General features: G+C 68.9%; 15 protein-coding genes and 1 pseudogene. 10 read left to right on the top strand and 6 right to left on the bottom strand.

All coding sequences use genetic code 11. The features are described 5' to 3' along the window. The first annotated feature begins 65 nt into the window (after positions 1-65). Positions 66-614, top strand: a complete 549-nt coding sequence (locus ACFXQA_RS03945; protein WP_394518491.1) for a universal stress protein — start codon at positions 66-68, stop codon at positions 612-614. A gap of 11 nt (positions 615-625) precedes the next feature. On the opposite strand, the gene ACFXQA_RS03940 is transcribed toward ACFXQA_RS03945, so the two are convergent. The 3 genes from ACFXQA_RS03940 to ACFXQA_RS03930 all read right to left on the bottom strand — a co-directional run bounded on the left by ACFXQA_RS03940 (position 626) and on the right by ACFXQA_RS03930 (position 2,581). Next, positions 626-1,234 (bottom strand): PadR family transcriptional regulator, encoded by a 609-nt coding sequence (locus tag ACFXQA_RS03940; protein ID WP_394518490.1) that lies wholly within the window; start codon positions 1,232-1,234, stop codon positions 626-628. After that, positions 1,234-2,121 (bottom strand): DUF4097 family beta strand repeat-containing protein, encoded by an 888-nt coding sequence (locus ACFXQA_RS03935; protein ID WP_394518489.1) that lies wholly within the window; start codon positions 2,119-2,121, stop codon positions 1,234-1,236. Before ACFXQA_RS03935 ends, ACFXQA_RS03940 begins: the two co-directional genes overlap by 1 nt. Positions 2,122-2,242: 121 nt before the next feature. Continuing rightward, complete coding sequence (locus ACFXQA_RS03930) at positions 2,243-2,581, bottom strand: winged helix-turn-helix transcriptional regulator (protein WP_394518488.1); 339 nt, start codon at positions 2,579-2,581, stop codon at positions 2,243-2,245. 82 nt (positions 2,582-2,663) lie between these two features. Here ACFXQA_RS03930 and ACFXQA_RS03925 point away from each other — a divergent pair, with 82 nt between their 5' ends. From ACFXQA_RS03925 to ACFXQA_RS03910, 4 genes are all read left to right on the top strand, one after another. Then, positions 2,664-3,320 (top strand): FMN-dependent NADH-azoreductase, encoded by a 657-nt coding sequence (locus tag ACFXQA_RS03925; RefSeq protein WP_394518487.1) that lies wholly within the window; start codon positions 2,664-2,666, stop codon positions 3,318-3,320. A 296-nt stretch (positions 3,321-3,616) separates the two neighbouring features. Beyond that, positions 3,617-3,985: a fluoride efflux transporter FluC gene (locus ACFXQA_RS03920; protein WP_394518486.1), complete on the top strand. Its 369-nt coding sequence runs from the start codon at positions 3,617-3,619 to the stop codon at positions 3,983-3,985. Then, a complete protein-coding gene (locus ACFXQA_RS03915; RefSeq protein ID WP_394518485.1) occupies positions 3,982-4,350 on the top strand; it encodes a fluoride efflux transporter FluC in 369 nt (122 codons plus the stop codon). The genes ACFXQA_RS03920 and ACFXQA_RS03915 overlap by 4 nt, the downstream gene beginning before the upstream one ends. Positions 4,351-4,452: 102 nt before the next feature. Beyond that, positions 4,453-7,659, top strand: a complete 3,207-nt coding sequence (locus ACFXQA_RS03910) for an efflux RND transporter permease subunit (protein WP_394518484.1) — start codon at positions 4,453-4,455, stop codon at positions 7,657-7,659. 43 nt (positions 7,660-7,702) lie between these two features. On the opposite strand, the pseudogene ACFXQA_RS03905 reads toward ACFXQA_RS03910, so the two are convergent. Beyond that, positions 7,703-8,236: pseudogene (locus ACFXQA_RS03905) on the bottom strand (DUF998 domain-containing protein); the annotation flags it as partial. 311 nt (positions 8,237-8,547) lie between these two features. Then, positions 8,548-9,453 carry an aldose 1-epimerase family protein gene (locus tag ACFXQA_RS03900; protein WP_394518483.1) on the bottom strand — a complete coding sequence of 302 codons (906 nt, stop codon included), beginning with the start codon at positions 9,451-9,453 and terminating at the stop codon, positions 8,548-8,550. Between the two features lie 313 nt (positions 9,454-9,766). Between ACFXQA_RS03900 and ACFXQA_RS03895 the strand changes: the two genes are divergently transcribed. Next, entirely contained in the window at positions 9,767-12,040 is a 2,274-nt protein-coding gene (locus ACFXQA_RS03895) for a DEAD/DEAH box helicase (protein WP_394518481.1), read from the top strand. 197 nt (positions 12,041-12,237) lie between these two features. Here ACFXQA_RS03895 and ACFXQA_RS03890 read toward each other — a convergent pair whose 3' ends face one another. Continuing rightward, positions 12,238-13,296, bottom strand: coding sequence for an Rv2578c family radical SAM protein (locus ACFXQA_RS03890; protein WP_394518480.1), 1,059 nt, complete (start codon positions 13,294-13,296; stop codon positions 12,238-12,240). Positions 13,297-13,403: 107 nt separating this feature from the next. On the opposite strand from ACFXQA_RS03890, the gene ACFXQA_RS03885 reads away from it, so the two are divergent. From ACFXQA_RS03885 to ACFXQA_RS03870, 4 genes are all read left to right on the top strand, one after another. Continuing rightward, positions 13,404-14,474 (top strand): M15 family metallopeptidase, encoded by a 1,071-nt coding sequence (locus ACFXQA_RS03885; protein ID WP_394518479.1) that lies wholly within the window; start codon positions 13,404-13,406, stop codon positions 14,472-14,474. A 127-nt stretch (positions 14,475-14,601) separates the two neighbouring features. Next, complete coding sequence (locus tag ACFXQA_RS03880; protein WP_394518478.1) at positions 14,602-15,660, top strand: LacI family DNA-binding transcriptional regulator; 1,059 nt, start codon at positions 14,602-14,604, stop codon at positions 15,658-15,660. Further along, positions 15,657-16,595 carry a carbohydrate ABC transporter permease gene (locus ACFXQA_RS03875; protein ID WP_394518477.1) on the top strand — a complete coding sequence of 313 codons (939 nt, stop codon included), beginning with the start codon at positions 15,657-15,659 and terminating at the stop codon, positions 16,593-16,595. The genes ACFXQA_RS03880 and ACFXQA_RS03875 overlap by 4 nt, the downstream gene beginning before the upstream one ends. After that, entirely contained in the window at positions 16,592-17,428 is an 837-nt protein-coding gene (locus ACFXQA_RS03870; protein ID WP_394518476.1) for a carbohydrate ABC transporter permease, read from the top strand. The genes ACFXQA_RS03875 and ACFXQA_RS03870 overlap by 4 nt, the downstream gene beginning before the upstream one ends. Positions 17,429-17,442: the final 14 nt, after the last annotated feature.

Below are 17,442 nucleotides of genomic sequence, written 5' to 3'. Positions count from 1 at the left end.
CATTCAGGATATCACGGTGGCCTCCCGCGCTCCCCGCGTCGGGGGCGAAGGAAAGACGGCGATCCATGAGCGACGAAGCATCCCTCCTCCCCGACAGCTCGGCGACGACGAAGGTCGATGCTCCGCGAGGCGCCGTGATCGTGGGCGTCGCACCGGGCGTCTCGCCCCGGGTCTTCGTCGAGGCCGCGCGCTACGCGACGCTGTCGTCGGTTCCGCTGGCGGTCGTGCACGTCGACGTGACCCGGTTCATCACCTTCGAAGACCCCGACGGGTACGTGCACTCGACGCCGATCGAGGCCGGAGCCGATGCGGCGCGGGCCCAACTCGCCGAGGTCGAATCCGCGGCTCGGCAGGCCCTCGCGGGCAACGACGTGCGCTGGTCGGTGCACCAGCTCATCGGTGACCCCGCGATGGCGCTGGCGCACCTCGCCGAGCGCATCGACTCACCGCTCCTCGTCGTCGGAACCCGCAGGCGCGGTTTCGGTGAGTCGATCCGTGAGTTCTTCACCGGTTCGGTCGCCGCCCGCCTCGCCCACCGGCAGCACCGGCCGGTGCTGGTGGTGCCGCTGGGCGAGCCGGTGCCCGACGACGAAGAGATCGACTGGGGCGTCTGACGACGAACCTCTCAGCCGCGCGCGGCGCTGGTGAGGTTTCGGGACGCATCGTCGAGGGCGGCCTCGAGGGCGTCGACGGCTGCGGGGGTGAGGGTTCCTCCTCGCGCGACGTGCGTCCGCAGGTCGCTGCGCACCCGTGCGCGGAAGTCGCTCAGCAGCGCATCGGCCCGGTGCATCTGCTCGCGGCTCCGCGTGCGGGGGTCTTCGGCCGAGGGTGACGGCGCCGGCTCCGTCCGCTCTTCGCGCGACGCGGCGGCGAGATCGGCGCGCAGGCTCCGCATGGCGTCACGCACGCTGCCGCGAACCTCGTCGGCGATGAGCCGCACACTGTCGGCCAGGTCGTCCTGGATGCCGCGGAGGTCGCCGTCGCGCGCTGCGACCTCGGTGCGGCCCGCGTCGGTGATGGCGTAGACGGTCTTTCGTCCGTCGACGGTCTTCGTCACGAGACCTTCTTCTTCGAGCTTCGCGAGCCGGGGGTAGATGGTTCCGGCAGAGGGGGTGTACGTCCCGCCGGTGCGGTCGGACAGCGCCTGCATGAGGTCGTATCCATGACGCGGCGACTCGGCCAGCAGGCTGAGCAGGTAGAGGCGCAGGTCGCCGTGGGAGAAGACGGGGGCCATCAGCTCAGTTCCTCCGACGAGGTTCCGTCGACCACGGGGAGCGACGTCGGAGCGACTTCCGGAGCGGTCGTCGAGCTGATCGCGGGGCGACGCAGCACGGTCAGGTCGCCCGACACCGCGTTCGTTCGAACGTCGACGAAGTTGCCGCTGAGCTCACCGCTCGAACCGGTGTAGTTCGTCGGTCCGGAGCCGGAGCGAACGATGCCGTCCGCCTGAACGCGTCCGCTCACGGTTCGAGCGACATAGTTCGCGGCGAGCCCCTCGTCGAGTCTGACGGTCGCGTTGCCGCTCACCGTGTTGATGTTGATGGCGTGGACGGGTCCGGTCGAATCCACCAGCACCGACCCCGAGACGGTGTCGGCAGAGGTTTTCGTGATCGCACCGGTGGCGGCGATGTCGCCCGAAACGCTGTTGGCGCTGAGGGTGCCGCGCAGCTCGCGAACCTGCACGTCGCCGGAGACGGCGTTCAGAGTCAGGTCGCCGTCGAGGCCGTCGACGATGATGTCGCCCGAGACGGTGTTCAGTTTCGCGGAGGTCTTCAGTCCCGAGACGAGCGCGCTCGCGCTCACCACTCCGAGGGTGAAGGCGATCTCGCGAGGCACCGCGAGGCTGATCTCGGCCTTGGGGCCCCCGGCGCCGAAGTTGCGGAACACCTGGAGGAAGTTGTCCCACCGCAGTTGCGGGTGGTCGATCTCGAGGGCGTCGCCGGTCATCTCGATGCGCAGGTCCTTGACCGTCACGCCGTGCACTTCGATGCGCACGCCGGGCTCATCGTGGGCGACGACGTCGATCTGCCCTCCGACGAGGCCCACCTTGAGCGAGCGGACGGTCTCGATGTCGATGACCCGTGTCTCGCCGGGGTGGATGATCCACTTCTCCAGTGTCATGTCCGACTCCTCTTCCGATGATCGCGATATATCGCGTTGTCAGCACGATAACACGATATATCGCGTCTTGCCAGAGTCGAGGTGGTTCTGTCGCTTCGCGGGGATCGACGCCTGTGAGGGCTCAGGCGGGGTGCTGCAGGTGCACCGTCGCCCATTCGCGGATCTGATCGAGCGCCGGCACGAGCGCGCATCCCGCGGGGGTCAGGCTGTACTTGACGCTGATCGGCGGGCCGGAATCGACGGTGCGGACGATGAGGTCGTTTCGGGCGAGTTCTCCCAGCCGCTCCGACAGCATGGAGTCGCTGATCCCGTCGAGTGCGCGGCGAAGGTCGGAGAACGACGTCTCGCCCTCGCCGAGGACCGCGAGGAGCATGCCGTTCCAGCGCTTCCCCAAGACGCCGAAGGCGTGGGTGATCGCCGCATCGCAACTGGGTGCGTCGTGGGGGAGGGGGGCGGTCACCCGCCGATTCTACCTGTGCTAGCTTTTTTCATGTCGCTAGTAAATTACAAGTGACACCGAAATCGCGAGTAAAGGGGTTCCCATGGTTCTGTTCCGCTTGGATGCCAGCATCCGAAACGAGGGCTCATTCAGCCGCGCGCTCGGCGACGTGGTCGAAACGGAATGGGTCGCCGCCCATCCCGCTGCGACCGTTCTCCGGCGCCACATCGGTGTCGATCCGGTGCCCGCCACCGCCTGGGGTGCCGCGGTGTCCGCCGGAGGGCTCGCACCCGATGAGCGCAGCGCGGATCAGCGGGCGGCCGTCGACCTCGCGTCCGGTTTCGTCGACGAACTCGTCGAGGCCGACGCGTATCTCTTCGCCGTTCCCCTGTACAACTTCGGCGTCTCGCAGCACTTCAAGTCGTGGGTCGATCTCGTCGTGACCGACCCGCGCATGCAGCCGGGGAGCACCACCCTGAAGGGGCGGCCAGCGGTACTGGCGACCGTCCAGGGCGGAAACTACCGCGCAGGCGCGCCCCGCGAGGGGTGGGATCACGCGACGGGCTGGATGCGCCGCATCCTCGACGATGTGTGGGGGCTCGACCTCCGCGTCGTCACGCGGGAGTTCACTCTCGTCGGGCAGAACCCGGCGATGGATCAGTTCACCGACGTGGCTGCCGAGATCGGCCGCGCGGCGCACGAGGAAGCACTGGCGCACGGTCGCTTCCTCAGCGACGCGCTGACGCAGCAGGCGGCGTGAAGAAGCGGATGCCACGTCCGTGGGGGAAAGGACGTGGCATCCGCGGGTCGCGAACAGATTCGCGATCTTTCATCGGTGGATCCGACGTACCCGAAACGCCGACCCACCCCAGGGGGCTGTAGGAGAAATCCGCGACGCTCGCTTGCCGCTGGTCGCAAGAACCACGATCCCGACTTTCCTCGCGGGTGACACGGGGGTTGACGTACCCCAGACGGGGGAGTAGCCGCAGAGGCGCCTTCGACGCACTCGGGCGACTCTTCCTCGAGATGATCGCCGCGGGTCGTAGGGTGGGGCCCGTGTTCTCGTGGTCACATCTGGGCCTGGTCGCCCTCGGCGGCGCGCTCGGTACGGCGGTGCGCATCGCCCTCACCCTCGCGTTCGGTGAGGTTCTCGGTCCGGCACTCGTTCCGACGGTGAACGTCGTCGGTTCCTTCGCCCTCGGGTTCGTCGTCGGCCGGCTCGCTCGTGTCCCGGTGGGCCCGCGCACCCAGGCCGCGCAGATGTTCCTCGGCACGGGGGTGCTGGGCGGCTTCACCACTTACAGCGCGCTCGTTCTCGAAGCATCCGACCCGGCCCTCCTTCCCTGGGGAATCGGCTCCGTCGTCGCGGGGGTGCTCGCAGCGCTTCTGGGCCTGCGCCTCGGACGCGGCAGGAGGCGCGCGTGACACCGCTCCTGTTCGCCGCCGCCGCCGCGGCGGGAGGCGTGGGGGCGGCCCTGCGCTATCTCGTCGACATGGGAGTGACTCGGATGCTGGGCGCTCGGGTGCCGTGGGGGATTCTGCTGGTCAATCTGACCGGCGCCTTCACCCTCGGCTTCGTCTCGGCCGGGATCGCGGGCGTGACGGGTGTCTGGGTGATCGGGGCAGGTCTGCTCGGCGGGTACACCACGTTCAGCTCGGTGTCGGTCGGCACGGTTCTGCTCGCAGAAGAGCGGCGGGCGCCGGCGGCGGTCCTGTACGCGGTCGGGACGTTCGTCGGGTCGATCCTGGCGGCAGTGGCGGGGCTCGCCGTCGGCAGTCTCGTGGGGTGACCAACCCCCGCATCCCGCATCTCGAGCGGAAACCGCGTGGAATACTGAGTTCGATACATCTTTGTATCGGCCCCGCACCGCCGTGATCCGCGAAGGACCCCCGTGTCGAACCTCGCCATCCTCAGTTTGAAGAACCGGGCGCTCATCGCGCTGGTCACGATCGTCGTCGCGGTGTTCGGGGGACTGGCGCTGACGAGCCTCAAGCAGGAGCTCATCCCCTCCATCGAGTTCCCCTCGTTGTCGGTCGTCACGACCTACCCTGGCGCCTCGCCCGAGGTCGTCAGCAATGACGTGTCGACACCCATCGAGACGGCGATCCAGGGCGTACCGGGCCTCGAGTCGACGACCGCGACGAGCACCACCAACGCCTCGATCGTGCAGGCCTCCTTCACGTACGGAACCGACCTCGCCACGGCCGAGCAGAAGATGACGCAGGCGATCAACCGCATCGCCTCAGAGCTGCCCGCCGACCTCGAGCCGAACGTCGTCGCGATCAGCACCGACGACTTCCCGGTCATCCAGCTCGCGGTCACGGGCTACGCCGACAGCGACGCGGCACAGGCGATTCTCGAATCGTCGATCGTGCCCGATCTCGAAGACGTTGACGGCGTGAACGCCGCGCAGATCGTCGGCGGCACGGGGCAGCGCGTCACCATCACGCCCGACCAGGCTCAGCTCGCCGAGAGAGGTTTCTCGCAGCAGGCCATCACCGACGCGCTCGACCAGAACGGTGTGCTCTTCCCGGGCGGCGAGATCACCGAGGGGGCCAGCACGCTCACCGTGCAGACGGGGGCGAAGCTGACGTCGGTCGATGACCTCGCAGCGCTGCCGCTCGTTCCCACCGAGGCCGCCCAGGCACGGGACGGCACGGTCACGATCGGCGACGTCGCCACCGTCGAGCAGCAGGCCGACCCGGTGACCTCGATCTCGCGCGTCAATGGGGAGCCCGCGCTCACGATCGCCGTGACGAAACTCCCCTCGGCCAACACCGTCGACGTGTCGCGCGGAGTGCTGGCGGTGCTCCCCGACCTGGAGTCCACGCTCGAGGGTGCCACCTTCACGGTCGTCTTCGACCAGGCACCTTTCATTCAGCAGTCGATCGAGTCGCTGGCGCTCGAGGGCCTCCTCGGACTCGTGTTCGCCGTCATCATCATTCTGATCTTCCTGTTGTCGGTGCGCTCGACCCTCGTCACCGCGATCTCGATCCCGACCAGCGTCTTGATCACCTTCATCGGCATCCAGGCGTTCGGGTACTCGCTCAACATCCTCACGCTCGGCGCTCTGACGATCGCTATCGGCCGCGTCGTCGACGACTCCATCGTCGTGATCGAGAACATCAAGCGGCACTATGTCGGAGGTGCCGAGAAGCTGTCGGCGGTCCTTCTCGGGGTGCGCGAAGTGGCGGGGGCGGTCACGGCCTCGACGCTGACGACCGTCGCCGTGTTCCTGCCGCTCGCCTTCGTGAGCGACCTCACGGGCGAACTCTTCCGGCCCTTCGCGCTGACCGTGACGATCGCCATGGTGGCTTCGCTCTTCGTGGCACTGACGATCGTGCCCGTGCTGGCCTACTGGTTCTTGCGGCCGGGAAAACCGGTGATGGATGCCGAGGGCCGGGCCATCGACCCCGAAGACCCGGCCGCGCCCCCGAGTGGCCTGCAGAAGCGGTATCTGCCCGTGCTGCGGTGGACTCTCGCGCACAAAGCCGTGACGCTGATCCTGGCGCTCGTGCTGCTCGTCGGCACCGGCTTCCTCGCTCCGTTCATGAAGATCAACTTCCTCAGCGATTCCGGCCAGAACACGCTGACCGTCACGCAGCAGGTCGCCCCCGGCGCGAGCCTCGACACCGAAGACGCCGCGGCGCAGCGGGTCGAGACGGCTCTGGAGGGCGTGGCCGGCATCGAGACGGTCCAGGTGTCGATCGGCTCGACCGGCTCGGCACTCCGCGACGCGTTCAGCGGGGGAGGCGCGGGCGTCACCTACTCGGTGACCACCGACTCCGACGCCGATCAAGAGGTCGTGCGGCAAGACGTGCAGAACGCGGTCGCCGACCTCGACGATGTCGGCACCATCTCGGTCGCCGCCTCCGGTGGGGGCTTCGGCTCCAGCGACATCGAGATCGATGTGACCGCGCCCGACGGCGCGACGCTGCAGGACGCGACCGACGCCGTCGTTTCGTCGCTCGAGGGTCGCGAGGGCATCGGGCAGGTGACGAGCAACCTCTCGGCCTCGCTGCCGTACATCGCCGTTTCGGTCGATCGTGACGCGGCCGCGGAGCGCGGGCTGTCAGAGGTCGCCGTCGGCGGTCTCGTGTCGAACACGATGCAACCGAGCTCCGCGGGTTCCGTGGAGATCGACGAGACCGCGCTGACGGTGTACCTCGCGGTCGCCGATCGCCCCACGACCATCGACGAGCTGCGGGCGCTCGAGATCCCGACCGCCGCCGGCCTCGTGCGCCTCGACGAGATCGCCACCGTCGACGAGACCGACGGGCCGACATCGATCACGACGGTGCGCGGTCAGCAGACGGCCACGGTGACCGTGGCGCCGAGCAGCGACGACCTCAACGTGGCGTCTGCCGCGGTGACCGCCGCCCTCGCTGACGCTCAGCTTCCCGATTCGGCGGACGCCGAGGTGGGTGGTGTGCTGACCCAGCAACAGGACGGCTTCTTCCAGCTCTTCCTCGCGATGCTCGCGGCGATCCTGATCGTCTACATCATCATGGTCGCGTCGTTCCGATCGCTGCTTCAGCCGCTGCTCCTGCTGGTGTCGATCCCGTTCGCGGCGACCGGGTGGATCATTCTCCAGCTGATCAGCGGCACCCCGGTGGGCATCGCTTCGTTGATCGGACTGTTGATGCTGATCGGCATCGTCGTGACCAACGCCATCGTGCTGATCGACCTCGTCAATCAGTACCGTCGTAAGGGTCTCGATGTCGCCGAGGCGATGATCGCCGGTGGCTCACGTCGACTGCGGCCGATCCTCATGACCGCGCTCGCCACGATCTTCGCTCTGACCCCGATGGCCTTGGGGATCACCGGGCACGGCGGCTTTATTTCACAGCCGCTCGCGATCGTGGTGATCGGCGGCCTGGTGTCTTCCACGGTCCTGACGCTCCTCGTGCTGCCGACGCTCTATACCCTTGTCGAAGGGGGGCGTGAGCGGCGCGCAGCCCGTCGCGCAGAACGACGGGGCGCGTCATCGGACGACGGCGCATCGGCTGCGACACCGGTCGGCGCGAGTGCACCGGCAGGTGGCGACGAGCCGCCGGCGTCGCGGCGCGATTACCGACGGGAACACCCGTCGGAGTGACGGTCTTCACGCGGGCCGCGAGGCACCGCGTGAAGACGCCCGACCAGGCGAACATCGCGCTGGTGGCGATGACTTCGAACAGGGCGAGGTTGATCGTCTCGGTGACGAAAAGCCATGCGCCGGCGAAGATGACCGCGAACACCACGGCGGTCGTCAGGTGGAGGCGCTTCGGCATCCGGTGCAGGAAGAACGGCGACGTCAGCAAGAGGGCAGCGAACCCCAGCACCATCGAGCCGGCGACGTTGTCGTGCATGGTCTTGTTGGTGTTCAGCGGAATGCACCCGACCAGGGCGAGATTCACGCCCACGACCGATAGGCAGAGCTGCGCGACGAGGGCCGACCCGCGGCGCACGTGCAGGCGGTGGAGGCGCCGCAGATCTCGCCCGACGCTCCGCGCATAGAGGGTGACGACCGCTCCGCCGATAACGAGCGTTCCGTTGAAGAAGTCGCCCGACGTGTTTCGGAAGGTGCCCAGCTGGCTGAAGTGCAGGTGCCACCACAGGGGATCGGTGGTCGTCAGGATGCTGGCGAGGATGCCGCTCAGCAGGATCAGCAGTGCGCCGGCGCCGAAGTGCATCGTCGTCAGCCGACCGCCGATCGCGCGCAGGGACGGCGACGCGAATCGGAGGGGCAGGGGGGCGGCGACAGTCGACGCGGGCATTTTCCATCCAGGACTAACGGGGCGTCCTCCTCCCCGCGGGACCCCCAAGCCCCTTCAACCCGCCGGAAAGCGAACGCCGGGTTCCATCCAGAATTCGCTCCCCAGCGTGACGGCAAGCCGTCGTGCACATGGTATCTCCCGCATGTGACCGGATTGTCACGGGGGAGAACGCGAATCTGAGAGTTGGCTGGATACCGCGCGCGCCGTCGACGACGGGGGCATCGAGTTCAGTGCGCGAGTTCGATGCCCCACTCGAGAGTCCAGCTCTCGCCCGGGGCGAGATGCCGAAGGTCGATCTCCGTCCGGAACGCGTTCGGGGGTGCCGTCATCGGTTCGATCGCGAGGGCCAGCGTTCGCTGCGGGTAGCGGTCGGTGGTGAAGACCTGCGCCCATTCGAAGCCGACTCCCTGCCAGAGGGTCAGGATGCGACCGTCGGGCGACGTGAGCGTGTGGCGGATCCGCCCGTCGGCATCGCGGGGCATCCCGCGGTAGGTCGTGTCGAGTGACAGGTCGCCCACACGTCGTCCCCCGCGAAGATCGGTGTCGGCATCCACCTCTTCTTCTCGGAGCGGGATCTTCTTCTCGTCGAGCACCAGTCTCGTGGTCCCACCGGAGCGGATGACGAGATCTGCCGTGTCGACTCCGCCGATCTCGACGAAGGGGTGGGTGCCCAGCGCGACGGGAGCGGGGGTGCCGCCGACGTTCTGCAGCTCGTGTCGCACGTGCACGCCGGTGTCCGTGAGCGAATACGTGACGGAGGTCGCGAGGTGGAAGGGGTACCCCGTTTGCGGGTAGACCTCGGCGCGGAGGGTCACGCGGTCGGTCGGCTCGGCGTCGGCGGTGTACGGCGAGAACCTGAGCAGACCGTGACTCGCGTTTCCGAGCGCGGGCTCGGTGATCGCGAGCCGCCGGGCCTCGCCCCCGTCGTCCCAGACACCGCCGCTGATGCGGTTCGGCCACGGGACGAGGACGACGCCGGATGCTGACGGGGTCGCCATGTCGTCGGCGTACCGCGAGATCAGGTCGGTTCCGGCCACGGCGAGGGCGCGCAGCGACGCGCCGACCTGAGCGATCTCGGCGGTCACCCCGTCGCGGGTCAGGATGAATCGGCGGCCGGTGGGATCGGCGGTCATGAGGGCTCCTCGACTCGGGCGGGCGTACGCAGCATCCGCTCTGCACAGCGTAGAAGGTGACGACCGCCGGTGCGACGCGGCCCCCGCCGGGGCCGTCGGGGCGTCTCTCAGGGAGGTGGGGTAGCGTTGGCAGGTCGGCGGAGGACACCGCGCCCAGGGCGCGGGCATGTTGTGTGAGTCCTCGGGGCCGATTCTCGGGACCCGATCCGTGGTCCCGGACCAATTACTGGAATGGCCCCGGCCGACGATAGTCCGGGTTTCCCGCTGTGAGCGGGCGCTGTTCTCGTGTGAGAACCGAGAAGGACACACTCCCATGCCCAAAAGCAAGAAGCCGGCCGGCGGCCGGCCCGCGAAGAACTTCGAGCCGCGCTACGGCGAGAAGCCGTCGTACCAAGACCGCAAGCGTCGCGGCGACGACGGCGCGTCGGCCTCCAAGCCCGGCAGCAAGAGCCCCAGCCACCGCGGACACCGCCCGGCCGAGGCCACCGATGCTGCGCCGAAGCGTCGCTGGACCGCGCAGGAGCGCGCCGGGCGCGAAGAGTCGCGCGGCATCCGCACCCAGGCCCGTTCGTTCGATGATCGTCCGGCCCGCTCGTCCGAGCGCCCGGTCCGTTCCTACGACGACCGCCCGACCCGCTCGTACGATCGTCCGGCCCGCTCGTTCGACGATCGTCCGGCACGTTCGTCGGATCGTCCGGCCCGTTCGTTCAGCGACCGTCCGGCGCGTTCGTACGATTCCCGTCCGCCGCGGGAGGACCGCCCCGTGAGGAACGACCGCGTCGACCGCACCGAGCGCCGCACGACCGGTGATGCCCGCCCGTCGTACCGCGACGATCGCCCGCGCCGCTCGTTCGACGATCGCCCCGCTCGTTCGCAGGGCGACCGTCCCGCGCGTTCGTTCGGCGATCGCCCCGCGCGCGACGATCGTCCGGCACGTTCGTTCGATGACCGCCCTCGTCGTGATGACCGCTCGGCTCGTCCGGCCGGTGATCGTCCGGTCCGTTCGTTCGGCGACCGTCCGGCTCGCGATGACCGCCCGGCGCGGTCGTTCAACGATCGCCCGGCGCGCTCGTTCGATGACCGCCCTCGTCGTGATGACCGCTCGGCTCGTCCGGCCGGTGACCGTCCGGTCCGTTCGTTCGGCGACCGTCCGGCGCGCGATGACCGCCCGGCGCGGTCGTTCAACGATCGCCCGGCGCGCTCGTTCGACGATCGCCCCCGTCGTGACGATGCTTCAGCTCGTCCGGCACGCTCGTCCGACGACCGTCGTCCCCGTCGCACCGAGGCGCCCGGTCGCTCCGATTGGGCGGCCAAGCCCGCACGGAGCGCGCAGCAGGAGCAGCGCGTCGACACCGTGCACGAGCGTCTGCAGGCCGACGCCGTCGACGCGGCGACCGCCGCGGGTGCCGGGTTCCTCGAGCTCGGCCTCGGCGAGAACATCGTCCGCGTCCTGGCCGACCTCGGTGCCGCCAGTCCCTTCCCGATTCAGGCCGCGACCGTCGCCCCGATCCTCGAGGGCCGCGACGTGCTCGCTCGCGGCCGCACCGGCTCGGGCAAGACCATCGCGTTCGGCGCTCCGCTCGTCGAGAGCGTGCTGCGTGCCGGCGCGGGAACCAAACGCGCCTTCGCCCGCGCACCCCGTGCGCTGATCCTCGCGCCGACCCGCGAGCTGGCGCTCCAGATCGACAGCACGGTGCAGCCGATCGCTCGCAGCGTCGGACTCTTCACGACCCAGATCTACGGCGGTGTTCCCCAGGCGCGCCAGGTCGGTGCCCTGCGCAAGGGCGTCGACATCATCATCGGCACCCCCGGCCGCATCGAAGACCTCGTGGAGCAGGGCAAGCTCGACCTCTCGGAGGTCAAGATCGTCGTCCTCGACGAGGCCGACCACATGTGCGAGCTCGGCTTCCTCGAGCCCGTGCAGCGCATCCTCCGCCACACCGCAGGGGGAAGCCAGAAGCTGCTCTTCTCGGCGACCCTCGACCGTGAGGTCGCGGCCCTCGTCGATGAGTTCCTCGTCGAACCGGCCGTGTACGAAGTCGCCGGTGAAGACCAGGATTCCGGCACGATCGAGCACCGCGTGCTCGTCATCGACCACCGTGACAAGGCCGAGATCCTCGCCTCGCTCGTCGACCGCGCGGGGAAGACGCTCGTCTTCGCCCGCACCCGCGCCTACGCCGAAATGCTCGCCGAGCAGTTCGACGACGCCGGCATCTCGGCGGTCGCCCTCCACGGCGACCTCAATCAGGCCAAGCGCACGCGCAACCTCGAGAAGATGACCTCGGGCCGCGTCGCCGTGCTCGTGGCGACCGACGTCGCGGCACGCGGCATCCACGTCGACGATATCGACCTCGTCGTGCAGGCCGACCCGCCGGACGAGTACAAGACCTACCTGCACCGCTCCGGCCGCACCGGCCGCGCGGGACGCTCGGGCCGGGTCGTCACGCTGATCCCGCGTCAGCGTCGTCGTCGCATGGAAGAGATGCTCGAGCGCGCCGAGATCGACGCTCCGTTCGAAGAGGCGCGCCCCGGCGACGACCTTCTCGAGGAGCTCGCCGGACGCCAGATCGCCGACGTCACGAGCTGACACCGCAGCATCCTGGTTCCCCCGTCACGCCGCCGTCTGCGCGATCGTGACGGGGGAACTCTGTTTCGCGGGGCACCGCGGCCGGCGCTCGACGCCTTCGGAGGAGAATTCACCAACGGAGGCGCCATTGCTGTGGTTTCCCCCTCCGAACGTGAATTCTCCTCCGCGCGTGCTGCTGACTCCCGTGGAGGTGCGCCTCAGAACAGCGTCGCGGGGGCGACCGGCCGCACCGCGGGGGTCGGCAACGCGACACGCGAAGCGAGGCCGGGCTGAGGCCGACCGCGCGGATGATCGTCTTCGTCATGACCGTCGAGCTGGTGCAGGCGCAGCAGCGGGCGGATGCGCTTCGAGAGCCAGGTTCGATACGCCTTGGGCGCCGAGGTCGAGACCCCCGGGTAGAGGCCGCGGTAGGACGACACCAGTTCGGGGCGCTCGCGCTCGAGCCACTCGAAGAACCAGGGTTTGACCCCCGGGCGCAAGTGCAGCGCGCCGTAGACGACCTTGACGGCTCCCGCCTCTCGGATGCGGCGGAGCGCGTTGTCGAGCGCCGCCAGGGAGTCGGTGAGGTGCGGCATCACCGGCATGAGGAACACCGTGACCCGGAACCCCCTCTCGGTGGCCGCGCGCACGGTGTCGAGCCGTGCGTCGGCGCTCGGCGTCCCCGGTTCGAGGGAGTGCTGCAGAGCGTCGTCGAACACCGCGATCGACATCGCGAGCGAGATGCGGACGGATGCTGCCGCGTCGCTGAGCAGCGGCAGGTCGCGCCGCAGCAGCGAGCCTTTCGTGAGGATGGAGAACGGCGTTCCTGTCTCGGCGAAGGCCGAGACGATCTGCGGCATCAGCCGGTAGCGTCCCTCGGCGCGCTGGTAAGGATCGGTGTTCGTGCCGAGCATGACGGGCTCGCGCGCCCACGAGCCGCGCCGCAGCTCTTTCTGCAAGACCTCCGCGACGTTCACCTTGACGACGATCTGGTTGTCGAAGTCGCTGCCGGCATCGAGGTCGAGATACTCGTGCGTTCCCCGGGCGAAGCAGTACGTGCAGGCATGACTGCAGCCCCGGTACGGATTGACGGTCCAGTCGAACGGCATCGCCGAGGCGCCGGGCACGCGGTTGAGCGCCGTCTTGGCGAGCACCTCGTGAAAGGTCATTCCGGCGAATTCGGGGGTGGTGACCGACCGCACCAGGCCGTCCATCCGCTCGAGGCCGGGGAGCGCGGCGGTGTCGGCCACTCCCAGTTGCTGTCCCTGCCATCGCATGACCTCATGGGAACATATGTACGAATCTAAGTCAAGCCGCGGGGGCTCACGGTCGAAGGGCGCGCCGCTCCCTCGCATCGCCCCTCCCGATCGGAGAGAATGGGCCGGTGACGGACCCCGAACCGTTCTCGCCCGGCTCGCGCCGTGAAGCGCGAATGACGGCGGAGCGCACACACGCCGCTCCGCGGCCACTGGCTCGTCACGCCCGCCGCCGCCGTGCCGCAGGAATCCGGGTGTTCTTCGCCGTCGCCGCCTCTGCGGCGCTGCTGATCGGCGGTAGCGGAGCGGTGACCGCGGCCGTCACCGGCGGCGCGCTCGCCGAGGGCAGTGTCATCACCTCGGCGGCCGTCGAGCCGACGAGCGAGCCCCGCACCCCCATCGACGCGACCGTTCTGCCGATGCCGGCGGAGGGTCTGCCGTCGCCCTCGTTCGACGTGTCTGCCGCGGGTCGTGCGCTCTGCGACGACCCCGCCTTCACCCAGGCCATCGAGTCGGGCGACGATGCGACCGTGATCGCAGCGGCGGGTGGCGCCGACGCCTTCCGCGTCGCGGTCGCCACCGGAACGGCGCCCTGCATACCGCTCGACGATCCTGCCCGAGCGTGGTCGGTCGTCAACAAACAGCGACCCTTCGAGCCGATCGATTTCGCCCCCTTCCCCCTCGCCCTGCCGTCGGGTGTGCGGAGTCTGTCGGGCGGAGAGCTGCGGGCGGATGCCGCGGCATCCTTCACCGAGATGGCCACGGCTGCACGCGAAGCCGGCGCGGGTGAAATCGCGATGGAGAGCGCCTACCGCTCGTACTCCACGCAGCAGGCCACCTATCGCGGGCACGTCGGCGACCGTGGCGTTGAGGGCGCCGATCTGGTGAGTGCGCGTCCGGGGTACAGCGAGCATCAGTCGGGCCTCGGTGCCGACGTGGTCGCGTGCGACGAGGGCACGTGCGGCTCGATCGACGATCTCGCGGCCACCCCCCAGGGCGCCTGGGTCGCCGAGCACGCGTGGGAGCACGGCTGGATCGTCCGCTACCTCGAAGGCCGCACCGACGTCACGGGCTACCTGCCCGAACCGTGGCATCTCCGCTACGTCGGGCCCGAGATCGCCCGCGCCTACCACGAGGGATCGTGGACGACCCTCGAGGAATTCTTCGGCCTGGCCCCGGCGCCCGATTACGCCGGCTGAGAGCTGTTCGACCGGACCTCGCCGTCTTCTTCCCGGTCGGGAGGTTGACATTCGGCGTTGCCGGTGAGAACGTTTACAGCGGGACGTGTAAACGTTTCCACTGCACTCGTGCCTCAAAGGAGAGAACGTGCCTCGAGCTACCATCACGCAAGTCGCCGCCCTCGCGGGCGTCTCGATCGCGTCGGCATCCCGGGCGCTGAACGGCCAGATCGCCAGCGCCGAGACCGTCGAGAAGGTGCGCCGCGCCGCGGCCGAGCTGGGGTACGTCGCCGACGCTGCGGCCCGGTCCTTGAAGCTCGGGCGCACCCAGCAGCTGGCCTACGCCGTCGCCGACATCGGCAACCCCGTCTACGTCGAGATGATGAGCGCCGTCGAGCGGGTGGTCGCCGCATCCGGATACCGACTCGTCATCTCGTCGACCGGCACCGCCTCTTCGACCCTCGACGTCGTGCGCGACCTGGGCCGCGGGTACGTCGACGGCATGATCCTCTCGCCGCTGCGGGTGACCCCCGAGCTGCTCGACGCCCTGACCGACGTGCCCGTCCCCGTGGTCGTGCTCGGCTCGGTCCCCGGCGGCTCGGCGCTCGACACGGTGCAGGCCGATTCGCGCACCGGCATGAGCCTCGTCGTCAACCACCTCGTCGAGGAGGGCCGGCAGACGCTCGTGTTCATCAACGGGCCGGTCGACACGACCCCCGGCCGGTTGCGCCTGCAGGGTTTCGAAGACGCCGTGCGCGCGCACCCCGGCATCCGCAGCCGCACCGTGACCGCCGACGACTTCACCATCGCGTCGGGGTACCGTGCCGCGCGTGACGTGCTCGACGACGCGCGCACCCCCCGCCCCGACGCGATCGTCGCGGCGAACGATCTGATCGGGATCGGTGTCATGCACGCTGCCGACGATCTCGGCTGGACGGTGCCGTACGACCTCGCGATCACCGGCATGGACAACACCGAACTCGCTCAAGTCGCCCGACTCGGCCTCACGAGCATCGACCTCGGAGCCGAAGAGCGCGGCCGCGTCGCCGCCGACCTGCTGCTGGCGCGCATCGCCGATCCCCATCGCGCGGCGCACACCGTGACCGTCGCCCCTTCGCTGGTGGTGCGGGGATCATCCCTCAACGGCGCCGCAGCGCTCGACGGCGCCGCATCGCTGCGCGCCGTGGAAGAGAAGGACGCGGGATGAGCGCCACGACGAAAGAACGGCCGGCACCCTCGAAAGTGCGGCGGATCGGGCCCCGCGCCCGCGCCGAACGGCGCGAGGCGATCGCCCTCGTCGTGCCGGCGCTGCTTCCGATCATCATCTTCTCGGTCATCCCGCTCGTCAGCGGTGTCGCGCTGGGGTTCACCAACGCCACGCTGCGTCGTGAGGCCGAGATCGACTTCATCGGCCTCGGCAACTTCGCAGAGCTCGCGGGCGACCACCGGTTCTGGGGTTCGTTCGGCATCGGGTTGATCTGGGCGGGATCCGTCGCACTCCTCACTCTCGCGTCGTCGATGGGTCTGGCGCTGCTGCTCAACAGCAACCTCCGCCTCAAGACGCTCACCCGCGTGCTCGCGCTCATCCCCTGGGCGATGCCGCCCGTGGTGATCGCCATCGTCTGGCGCATGATCTACAACCCCAACTCCGGCCCCCTCAACGCATCGCTGGAATTCTTCGGCCTGCCGGGCGTCAACTGGCTCGGCGACTTCTCGACCGCCCTCCCCGCGGTCATCGTCGTCGGGGTGTGGTCGGGCATCCCTCAGACCACGGTCCTCCTCCTCGCCGGTATGCAGTCGATCTCTCCCGAGCTGCACGAGGCGGCGGCGGTCGACGGCGCGGGATCGTTGCGCCGCTTCTGGCACATCACCCTGCCGGCGCTCCGGCCGATCATCATCGCCGTGACGATCCTCGATTTCATCTGGCAGTTCAACTCGTTCGGTCTGATCTACGTGCTCACCGAGGGTGGTCCGGGCGGGCAGACCATGATCCCGCCGCTGTTCACCTACCTCGAGGCGTTCCGCAACCGTGAGATCGGCTACGCCTCGGCGATGGGCGACGTGCTGGTGATCGCCATCATGCTCTTCCTCTCGGTCTATCTCGTCCACCAGTTCCGTCAGGCGAAGGCGGGCCGGTCATGACCAAGCGACCCTGGTACTCCACCGCGCTGATGTACGCGGCGCTCGCGGGCTATCTGCTCTTCCTCGGGTTCCCCCTGCTGTGGCTGCTCTCGGCCTCGTTCAAGACGTCGAGCGAACTCAACTCGCTCGCGGTGAACCTGCTGCCCGCGGTGTGGGAGTTCGGCAACTACGTCACCGCCCTCGAGCGGCAGAGCCTGATCACCGCGGCAGGCAACTCGTTCGTGGTGTCGGTCAGCACGATGGTCATCACCGTGCTGCTCTCGATGCCGATGGCCTACGCACTCGCCCGGTTGAAGGGCAAGCTGCGCGCGGCGGGCACCGTGTGGATCCTCACGAGCCAGGTCTTCCCGTCGATCCTGATCATCATTCCGCTGTTCCTCGTCCTGCGGACGATCCAGCTCAACGACACCCTGCTCGGCCTGATCCTCGTCTACGTCACCTTCACGATGCCGTTCACGCTCTGGATGCTGCAGGGGTACGTCGCAGCGATCCCTCGCGAGCTCGAAGAGGCCGCAGAGATGGACGGAGCCGGGCGGCTGACGATCCTCCGCCGCGTGGTGCTGCCCCTCTTGGCGCCGGGGCTCGTGGCGACGGCGATGTTCACCTTCGTGTCGGCGTGGAACGAGTTCTTCCTCGCGCTCGTGCTCATCCAGAGCCCCGAGCTGTACACGCTCCCGATCGCGCTGCGATCGTTCCTCGGCGCGGAGGGGCAGACCGAACTCGGCCCGCTCGCGGCCGGGGCGATCCTCGCCACCATCCCCTCGCTGATCATCTTCAGCATCCTCCAGAAGAAACTCACCGGCGGCATGCTCGCCGGTGCCGTCAAGGGATAGTCCCTCCCTCGGTA

The sequence above is a fragment of the Microbacterium shimangi genome (assembly GCF_043556445.1).
In the GTDB taxonomy this organism is placed as follows: Bacteria; Actinomycetota; Actinomycetes; order Actinomycetales; family Microbacteriaceae; genus Microbacterium.
The sequence above is the reverse complement of the archived record's forward strand: the minus strand, read 5'-3'. Positions and strand labels throughout refer to the sequence as shown.